9 protein-coding genes and 1 tRNA gene are annotated in these 8,032 nt (G+C 63.2%); 1 reads left to right on the top strand and 9 read right to left on the bottom strand.

Annotation, left to right across the window (positions count from 1 at the left end; all coding sequences use genetic code 11):
• Positions 1-238: 238 nt before the first annotated feature.
• The 8 genes from A6A04_RS08820 to A6A04_RS08785 all read right to left on the bottom strand — a co-directional run bounded on the left by A6A04_RS08820 (position 239) and on the right by A6A04_RS08785 (position 4,888).
• Positions 239-315 (bottom strand) — tRNA-Pro (locus A6A04_RS08820).
• Between the two features lie 133 nt (positions 316-448).
• Positions 449-1,015 (bottom strand): MerR family transcriptional regulator, encoded by a 567-nt coding sequence (locus tag A6A04_RS08815; RefSeq protein ID WP_068491992.1) that lies wholly within the window; start codon positions 1,013-1,015, stop codon positions 449-451.
• Positions 1,012-1,329: an integration host factor subunit alpha gene (locus A6A04_RS08810; protein WP_068491990.1), complete on the bottom strand. Its 318-nt coding sequence runs from the start codon at positions 1,327-1,329 to the stop codon at positions 1,012-1,014. Before A6A04_RS08810 ends, A6A04_RS08815 begins: the two co-directional genes overlap by 4 nt.
• Before the next feature lie 117 nt (positions 1,330-1,446).
• Positions 1,447-2,418, bottom strand: coding sequence for a beta-ketoacyl-ACP synthase III (locus tag A6A04_RS08805; RefSeq protein ID WP_172822748.1), 972 nt, complete (start codon positions 2,416-2,418; stop codon positions 1,447-1,449).
• Positions 2,419-2,425: 7 nt separating this feature from the next.
• A complete protein-coding gene (gene plsX, locus A6A04_RS08800) occupies positions 2,426-3,481 on the bottom strand; it encodes a phosphate acyltransferase PlsX (RefSeq protein WP_068491985.1) in 1,056 nt (351 codons plus the stop codon).
• 37 nt (positions 3,482-3,518) lie between these two features.
• The gene (gene rpmF / locus A6A04_RS08795; RefSeq protein WP_008617596.1) at positions 3,519-3,701 is read right to left on the bottom strand and encodes a 50S ribosomal protein L32; all 183 of its coding nucleotides are present in this window, start codon (positions 3,699-3,701) and stop codon (positions 3,519-3,521) included.
• Between the two features lie 94 nt (positions 3,702-3,795).
• Positions 3,796-4,314, bottom strand: a complete 519-nt coding sequence (locus A6A04_RS08790) for a YceD family protein (RefSeq protein ID WP_245651135.1) — start codon at positions 4,312-4,314, stop codon at positions 3,796-3,798.
• A 13-nt stretch (positions 4,315-4,327) separates the two neighbouring features.
• Positions 4,328-4,888: a ubiquinol-cytochrome C chaperone family protein gene (locus A6A04_RS08785; RefSeq protein WP_068491981.1), complete on the bottom strand. Its 561-nt coding sequence runs from the start codon at positions 4,886-4,888 to the stop codon at positions 4,328-4,330.
• A 128-nt stretch (positions 4,889-5,016) separates the two neighbouring features.
• Here A6A04_RS08785 and A6A04_RS08780 point away from each other — a divergent pair, with 128 nt between their 5' ends.
• Positions 5,017-5,472: an outer membrane protein assembly factor BamE gene (locus tag A6A04_RS08780; RefSeq protein WP_068491979.1), complete on the top strand. Its 456-nt coding sequence runs from the start codon at positions 5,017-5,019 to the stop codon at positions 5,470-5,472.
• 253 nt (positions 5,473-5,725) lie between these two features.
• Here A6A04_RS08780 and A6A04_RS08775 read toward each other — a convergent pair whose 3' ends face one another.
• Positions 5,726-7,810 (bottom strand): sodium-translocating pyrophosphatase, encoded by a 2,085-nt coding sequence (locus tag A6A04_RS08775; protein ID WP_068491977.1) that lies wholly within the window; start codon positions 7,808-7,810, stop codon positions 5,726-5,728.
• Between the last annotated feature and the right edge of the window lie 222 nt (positions 7,811-8,032).

Here is an 8,032-nt window from a genome sequence, read left to right as displayed (position 1 = left end):
TCTTATGAATCACGCAAACTTGCTCTTGGGAACCCCAAAAAACCGCCCGTAGCTAAAATATGCCAAAGTAGTGCTAGCCTGGGAGCGCGGCGCCTGCCCCCACCCGGCCCTTCAGCCACAATAGCCAAGCCACCCATTTCGGAAAAGCGGAGTCGCCAGCGAATACACCACTATCGGGCATGGCCCGGCCCCGAAACGATTACGGCCCGGCTTCGCATGAAGCCGGGCCGTGAAGAATTGGTCGGAGCGACAGGATTCGAACCTGCGACCCCCAGTCCCCCAGACTGATGCGCTACCGGGCTGCGCTACGCTCCGACCGCGATGGCCGAGGCCACCGAAATCGATGATCCCGGGCGGAGAACCGCCCCGGGAGGGGGAAGAAACCGGCGGGGTGTGCCGGGAGAGGGGCGCACTATAGTCAGGCCGCCCCGTGCTTGCAACCACCTTCTTAACGCGGCTGCAACAAGCTGCGCAATTGCTCCAACTCGGTCAGCAGGTCCTCCAACTCGCGGCGGACCGACGGGCTGAGACGCGCGGAATCACCGGCAATGGCAGGCTCGCCCCGGGCGGCCGGGACCATCCCGCCGCCAGCGGTCGCCGCCACGGGAATGTCATCCTCATCCGCCAAATCCTCGTCACCGGCATCCGCATCGGGATCGTGGATATCCAGGCCCAATTGCGGTTCGGCATCGGCCGGACGCGAGGTGGGCGCGCCCTCTCGCGCGGATGGGGAACTGCTTCCCCCCTCTTTCAACAGCTTCTGCACACCCTTGATGGTATAGCCTTCGCTGTAGAGCAGATCGCGGATGCGACGCAGCAACGCCACATCGTCGGGACGGTAATAGCGCCGCCCACCACCGCGCTTCAACGGCTTGACCTGGGGGAACTTGCCCTCCCAGAACCGCAGGACGTGCTGCGGCACGTCCAATTCGTCGGAAACCTCGCTGATGGTCCGAAACGCCGCCTCCGACTTGCCGCCGCGGCGGACCGAGGAAAGCTCGGCGTCGTCGGTCATTTCTTGCCACGCAGGCTGGAATAGCCGTCATTGATGCGCTTCTTCAGCAGCTGTGACGGCCGGAACACCAGAACCCGGCGGGGAAGAATCGGCACCTCCTCGCCGGTCTTGGGATTGCGCCCGACGCGCTGCCCCTTCGAGCGCACGGAAAAGCTGCCAAAAGACGAAATCTTCACCGTCTGGCCCTGGCCAAGCGCATCGGAAATTTCATCCAGCACCGCTTCAAGCAGATCAGCGGATTCATTACGGGACAGGCCGACCTCCTGGTAGACCGCCTCGCTCAGTTGCGCCCGCGTAATGGTCTTTTCGCTCATACCGCCCCGCATCTACGAAAGCTTCCCCATCGCCAGCGACCCTAACGCGTCGCGCGAAAACCGTCAATATCAAAGGGATGCGGCGCGGCGTTGCAGCGCCCGAGCAAGAGGCCGGGACTACATCCGCACCAGGGCGGAGCCCCAGGTAAAACCACCGCCCATGGCTTCCAGCAGCACCAGTTGCCCCGGCTTGATACGGCCATCGGTCACGGCCTCGGTCAGGGCCAGGGGAATGGAAGCCGCGGAGGTATTGGCGTGACGGTCCACGGTGACCACCATGCGATCCAGCGGGAAGCCCAGCTTCTTGGCGGTACCCTCGATGATGCGGCGGTTGGCCTGATGCGGCACCACCCAGTCGATATCGGCGGCGGTCAGGTCGTTGGCGGCGAGAGCCTCGCCCACCACCGACGCCAGATTGATCACCGCGTGACGGAACACCTCACGGCCTTCCATGCGCAGATGTCCCACCGTCTGGGTGCTGGACGGCCCGCCATCCACATAGAGCAAGTCGTGATGGGTCCCATCGGAGTGCAGATGGGTGGACAGGATGCCACGATCCTGAGTGCTGCCCTTGCCGCGATTGGCGCGCAGGACCACCGCCCCCGCTCCGTCGCCGAACAGGACGCTGGTGGTGCGGTCGTTCCAGTCGAGGATGCGCGAGAAGGTCTCGGCGCCGATCACCAGGGCGGTCTGGACCTGACCGGACTTGATGAAATTGTCGGCCACCGACAGGGCATAGACAAAGCCGGAACAGACCGCCTGCAGATCGAAGGCGAAGCCGTGCTTCATTCCGATGCGGCGCTGAACCTTGGTGGCGGTGGCGGGAAATGTGTGGTCGGGGGTGGCGGTGGCCAGCACGATCAGATCCACGGCCGATCCGGCAATTCCGGCGGCGGCCAGGGCGCGCTCGGCGGCATTGAACGCCAGGTCCGAGGTCAGTTCGCCTTCGGCGGCGATGAAGCGCTGGCGAATCCCGCTGCGCTCGACGATCCAGTCGTCGGTGGTGTCCATGCGGGCGGCCAGCTCGGCGTTGTCGACTTTCCGGGCGGGCAGATAGCTGCCGCAGCCGACGATCTGGGATCGCACGATCATCTGTTCACCGTGTTCCGGCAGCGAGTTGCGAAGCGGAGGTCTCGGCCGGCTTCAGGCGGTCGAATTCCTTGCGGATGCGGTCGTTATAGCCATGGGTTACCAGTTCCACCGCCACGCCGACCGCATTGGCGAAGCCAAAGGCGTCGGTGCCGCCATGGCTTTTGACCGCGATACCGTTGAGCCCCAGGAACATGGCACCGTTATAGCGTCGCGGATCGGTGCGGACCTTGACCTTGTTCAGGGCGTGCCGGGCGAACAGATAACCCAGCTTGGCGGGAAGCGAGCTGTTGAAGCCCTCTTTCAGCAAGGTGGAATACAGCTTCACCGTGCCCTCGGCGGTCTTCAGCGCGATATTGCCGGTGAAACCATCGGTCACCACCACATCGACGGTACCGCCGCAGATGTCATTGCCTTCCACGAAGCCATGGAAGCTAATGGGCAGATGAGAGTCGCGCAAGGCGGCTGCCGCGGCCTTGACCGCGTCATTGCCCTTCATGTCCTCGGAGCCGACATTGAGCAGGCCGATGCTGGGCTTTTCCAACCCGAGAACCGCGCGGGCATAGACTTCGCCCATCACGGCGAATTCCACCAGGTTGTTGGAATTGCAATCCACATTGGCGCCCAGGTCGAGCATCAACGTCTCGCCCTTGACGGTGGGGAACATGCCGGCGATGGCAGGACGGTCGATGCCCGGCAGGGTGCGGAGCACGAATTTGGACACCGCCATCAAGGCGCCGGTATTACCCGCCGACACCACGCCCGCCGCCTCGCCCTTGTGAACGGCGTCCACCGCCAGCCACATGCTGGACTTGCGCCCCGAGCGCAACACCAGACTGGGCTTGGCGTCATTGGATACCGAGTCCTCGGCATGACGGACGGTACAGACGCCCTTCATCTCCGGATAGCGCGCCAACAGCGGCTCGATCAGCGCGGAATCGCCGAACAACAGGTAGCGGACATGGGGCAGGCGCTCGTGAGCCATGCGCACCCCTTCCAGGACCATGTCGGGGGCGGCATCGCCCCCCATGGCGTCGATGGAAATGGTGACGGCAACACTCACCGGCCCGCCCTCCCCTGCATGAGCCTAGGATTGCCGATCAGGCTTCAGCCTGGGCAACCACTTCACGGCCGTCATAGTGGCCACAAGAGCCACAGACGTGGTGCGGCAGCTTCACTTCGCCGCAATTGGGGCATTCGGCGCCGGTCACGTTCACCAGCGCGTGATGGGAGCGGCGCATGTCGCGACGGGACTTGGAGGTCTTCTTCTTAGGAACAGCCATTTCGTCTACTCACTTCGACCCGAGATGGGAAAGGGTGGTTTATTAGCCAAAAAGCCCGGCCAGAGCAAGGGGATGCTTTCCCCCGCCGATCTTTTTAACTTTTCCCGCCCTTTCGTGGATGCAACCTTGCCAACACGGCAAAGGGATTCGGCTTGGTTTCCGGCTCGTCTTCGGGTTCGGGGGGAGCCTCGAACGTCACACCCGGCGCCCTCGGAAACGGGTCGAGAGCCAACGCCAGATGTTCCACCACCACCTCGCCGATATCGATGATCCCATCCTCGATGGGATCAGGCGGATCTTCCGCGTCCAATGATAGCTCTATTTCCTCGGCTTCTTCCAGCATCGCTTCCGGCGGCGCGAAAGTCAGGTGAAACTCTTCCTCCACCACCGCCGCCACCGGCAGCAGGCTGACACCGCAGGTCTGGACAACCCGGGCCGTCAACCGACCGTTTACAGCAATAAAACCACTGCGGGCCAAGGGCTTAAGCTCGACCATGGCGACCAGGGACGTCAGCTCCACCAGATCGAGACGCCGCGCGACGGCCGCGCGCTCGGCCGGTTCCGCCTCGATGGCGCGGCGGCTGGTCTTGGCGGGAAGCTGGTCCACCAGCACCGGGCGGGAGAATTCAGGTGTCATCATTGCTCTCCGGGGCCACGAACACCACCCGCCCCTCCATCACGTCACCGTCAGCCTGAGCCGCCAGGGCGGCATCACACAATTTCATATAATGGGCCATGGCGATGGGATGGTCGGGAGCCAGCGCCCCTTCCACGGTGCCAAACAGGTTGCGGATCAGGGCATCCACCAGCCCGTCGCCGTCCAGCCCCTCCTCATAGGCTGTCGCCCGGCCATAGAAGGCCCGCGCCATCTGCTTCACCTTCTTGCCCACCGACATGTCGCCCGCGCCCAGTTCGCGCAGGTTCTGGTCCATGTCGTCGAACATCAGATCGAACAAGGCCTGCGACAGTTCGCGGGCCTCGTCCGCCAGACGGGCCTCGACCCGCTTGAAGCGCCGCATCACCAGGAAGGCGTTAAGCACGATCAGGTCGAAACGGCCGTCCAGGGTATCGGGCACTCCGAACCGGGTGTAGAATCCGGGCAGGCGGGATTGGTCGATAATGGTGACGTAAAGGGCGTGGGCGATTTGCTCGCGACGGCGGCGCTCGCCGATTTTAAAGAAGGACATGATACTTTCCCGGGGACGTGGCCGACCTGACGTGGCGGCGACGTTGACAAGACGAAGGGGCGAGGTGCAATCTCTCCCCACATTGGCCGTTGAGGGCCAAGTCCGTCAATGCTTCGGCTTCGGTGCCAATGAAAAAGCTTCACTCCGCCCGTCTGTCCCTGATCGCGCTGTCGGCCACCCTGGCCGCCACTGCTTGCGACCCCATCATTGAACTGCGCGGCAATCTGCCGCCGCAGGAACAGATCGACCAGATCAAGGTGGGAACCACCACCCGCGATGATGTCCAGGCCCTGCTGGGCACGCCGTCCAACGTCACCCCCTTTGGTGACGAGACCTGGCACTACATTTCGTCCGTCACCCACCGCAAGGCTTTCTTCGAGCCCGAAATCAAGGAACGCAAGGTCCTGACCGTGGTGTTCGACCGCGCGGGTCTGGTCCGCGCCGTGGATACCAAGGGCTTGGCCGATGGCAAGCAGCTGGTGACGGTGGATCGGGAAACCCCGACCGCGGGCAAGGAAATGAATATCATCCAGCAGATGGTCGGCAATGTCGGCCGCTTCTCCAAGGAGAGCAAGGCGAAGTAGGCGGAACCGCCCTTCCCCGCCCCGCCTGACGCCATCGCTGTCGAGCAACAAAAAACCCCGGTCGTTTCCGACCGGGGTTTATCGTTTTCAGGGTCTGTCGGAATGTGAAATCGGTTCCCGGTTTTCGTCACCCCCGGGCTTGGCCCGGGGGTCCATGGATGGCCGGGTCACCCCCGGACTTGATCCGGGGGCCGGCCATGACGGCAAAAGGAACACTTCATCCTAACTCAAACAGACTCCAGCCTATCGAGGATCAGTGACCCGCGACCATCGCCAGCAACAGGATGGCGACGATGTTGATGATCTTGATCATCGGGTTGACGGCCGGACCAGCGGTATCCTTGTAGGGATCGCCGACGGTGTCGCCGGTGACCGCCGCCTTGTGGGCGTCGGACCCCTTGCCACCATGATGGCCGTCCTCGATGTACTTCTTGGCATTATCCCAGGCACCGCCGCCCGAGGTCATCGAGATGGCCACGAACAGGCCGGTCACGATGGTGCCCAGCAGCATGGCGCCCATGGCGGTGAAGGCGGCCTTCTGATCGGCAGCCAGCAGGATGACGAAGTACAGCACCACCGGGGAAAGAACCGGCAGCATCGAGGGGACAATCATCTCCTTGATGGCGGCCTTGGTCAGCATGTCCACCGCACGACCGTAGTCGGGCTTGGCGGTGCCTTCCATGATGCCGGGGATTTCCTTGAACTGGCGACGGACTTCCACCACCACGGAACCGGCGGCGCGACCGACCGCCTGCATGCCCATGGCACCGAACAGGTAGGGCAGCAGACCACCGAGGAACAGGCCGATCACCACATAGGGATCTTCCAGGCTGAACGTGACGTTCAACTGCGGGAAGTAGTGGTGCAGGTCCTCAGTATAGGCGGCGAACAGCACCAGCGAGGCCAGACCGGCCGAACCGATGGCGTAGCCCTTGGTGACCGCCTTGGTGGTGTTGCCGACGGCGTCGAGCGCGTCGGTGACCTTGCGGACTTCCTTGGGCAGTTCCGCCATTTCGGCGATGCCACCGGCATTGTCGGTGACGGGGCCATAGGCGTCCAGGGCCACGATCATGCCGGCCAGGGCCAGCATGGTGGTCGCCGCCACCGAGATGCCGAACAGGCCGGCGATCTTGTAGGAGACGATGATGGCCACCGAAATCACGATGACCGGCAGGGCGCAGGCTTCCATGGAAACCGCCAGACCCTGGATGACGTTGGTGCCGTGGCCGGTGGTCGAGGCCTGGGCCACCGACTTGACCGGACGATAGTCGGTACCGGTGTAGTATTCGGTGATCCACACCAGCAGGCCAGTGACGATCAGGCCGATCAGGGAGCAGATATACAGCCCCATGCCGGTGATCTCCTTGCCCGCCGCCATGAACTTGGCCGCGAAGCCGCCTTCGAAGGTGACGTTGATGATGACGGCGATCAGGATCGCCGAAATGACGGCGGTGACGATGACGCCCTTGTACAGCGCCTTCATGATGTTCTGGCTGGCATCCAGCTTGACGAAGAAGGTGCCGATGATGGAGGCGAAGATGCAGACGCCGCAGATAACCAGCGGCAGCATCATCATGGCGTCGCGAGTCGCGTCGGTAAAGAAGATCGAGCCCAGCAGCATGGTACCGACAACGGTCACCGCATAGGTTTCGAACAGATCGGCGGCCATGCCGGCGCAATCGCCCACATTGTCGCCCACGTTGTCGGCGATCACGGCCGGGTTACGGGGGTCATCCTCGGGGATACCGGCTTCGACCTTACCCACCAGGTCGGCGCCCACATCGGCACCCTTGGTGAAGATGCCACCGCCCAGACGGGCGAAGATGGAGATCAGCGAGGCGCCGAAGGACAAGGCCACCAGGGCCTCGAGCAGGACGCGCTGGTCGCTGACGACATTCTTCAGCACCATGTAGTATCCGGCGACGCCGATCAGGCCGAGACCGACCACCAGCAGACCGGTGATGGCGCCCGACTTGAAGGCCACGTCCAAGGCAGCCTGCATGCCGCTGGAACGAGCGGCCTCGGCGGTGCGGACATTGGCACGAACGGAAACGTTCATGCCCACGTAACCGGCGGCGCCCGAAAGCACGGCGCCGATGACGAAGCCGACGGCCTGATAAATGCCAAGACGCCAGGCCAGGATAATGGTCACGGCGACGCCGGCGTAAGCAATGGTGGTGTACTGGCGGTTCAGGTAGGCGGCGGCGCCTTCCTGCACGGCGGCAGCGATTTCCTGCATCCGGGCGGTGCCGGCCGAGGTCGCCATCACCGATCGGATGGCGTAGACCCCGTACAGCAGCGCCAAGACGCCGCATGCGATCACGAAGAGGTTTGTCATTTGGTTCGAGTCCCCTGATGAGTCTTCTTAGCGTCGCATCCCGCATAACGTCCGGCGAACAGTGCTGGGGCGTGAGGAGGAGGACGGAAGCGAGGAGAAACTGCCAGATAAGGCGGTGTGATGCAATAAAATGCTGTGGTTGAACCCCTACCCTGGAATAATTGATCTAATTCCAAGGTTCCTTACGAAACTTCCTGCCCTGGCGCAAATCCGCGCGACGGC

The organism is Paramagnetospirillum marisnigri (assembly GCF_001650715.1).
GTDB lineage: Bacteria > Pseudomonadota > Alphaproteobacteria > Rhodospirillales > Magnetospirillaceae > Phaeospirillum > Phaeospirillum marisnigri.
The sequence above is the reverse complement of the archived record's forward strand: the minus strand, read 5'-3'. Positions and strand labels throughout refer to the sequence as shown.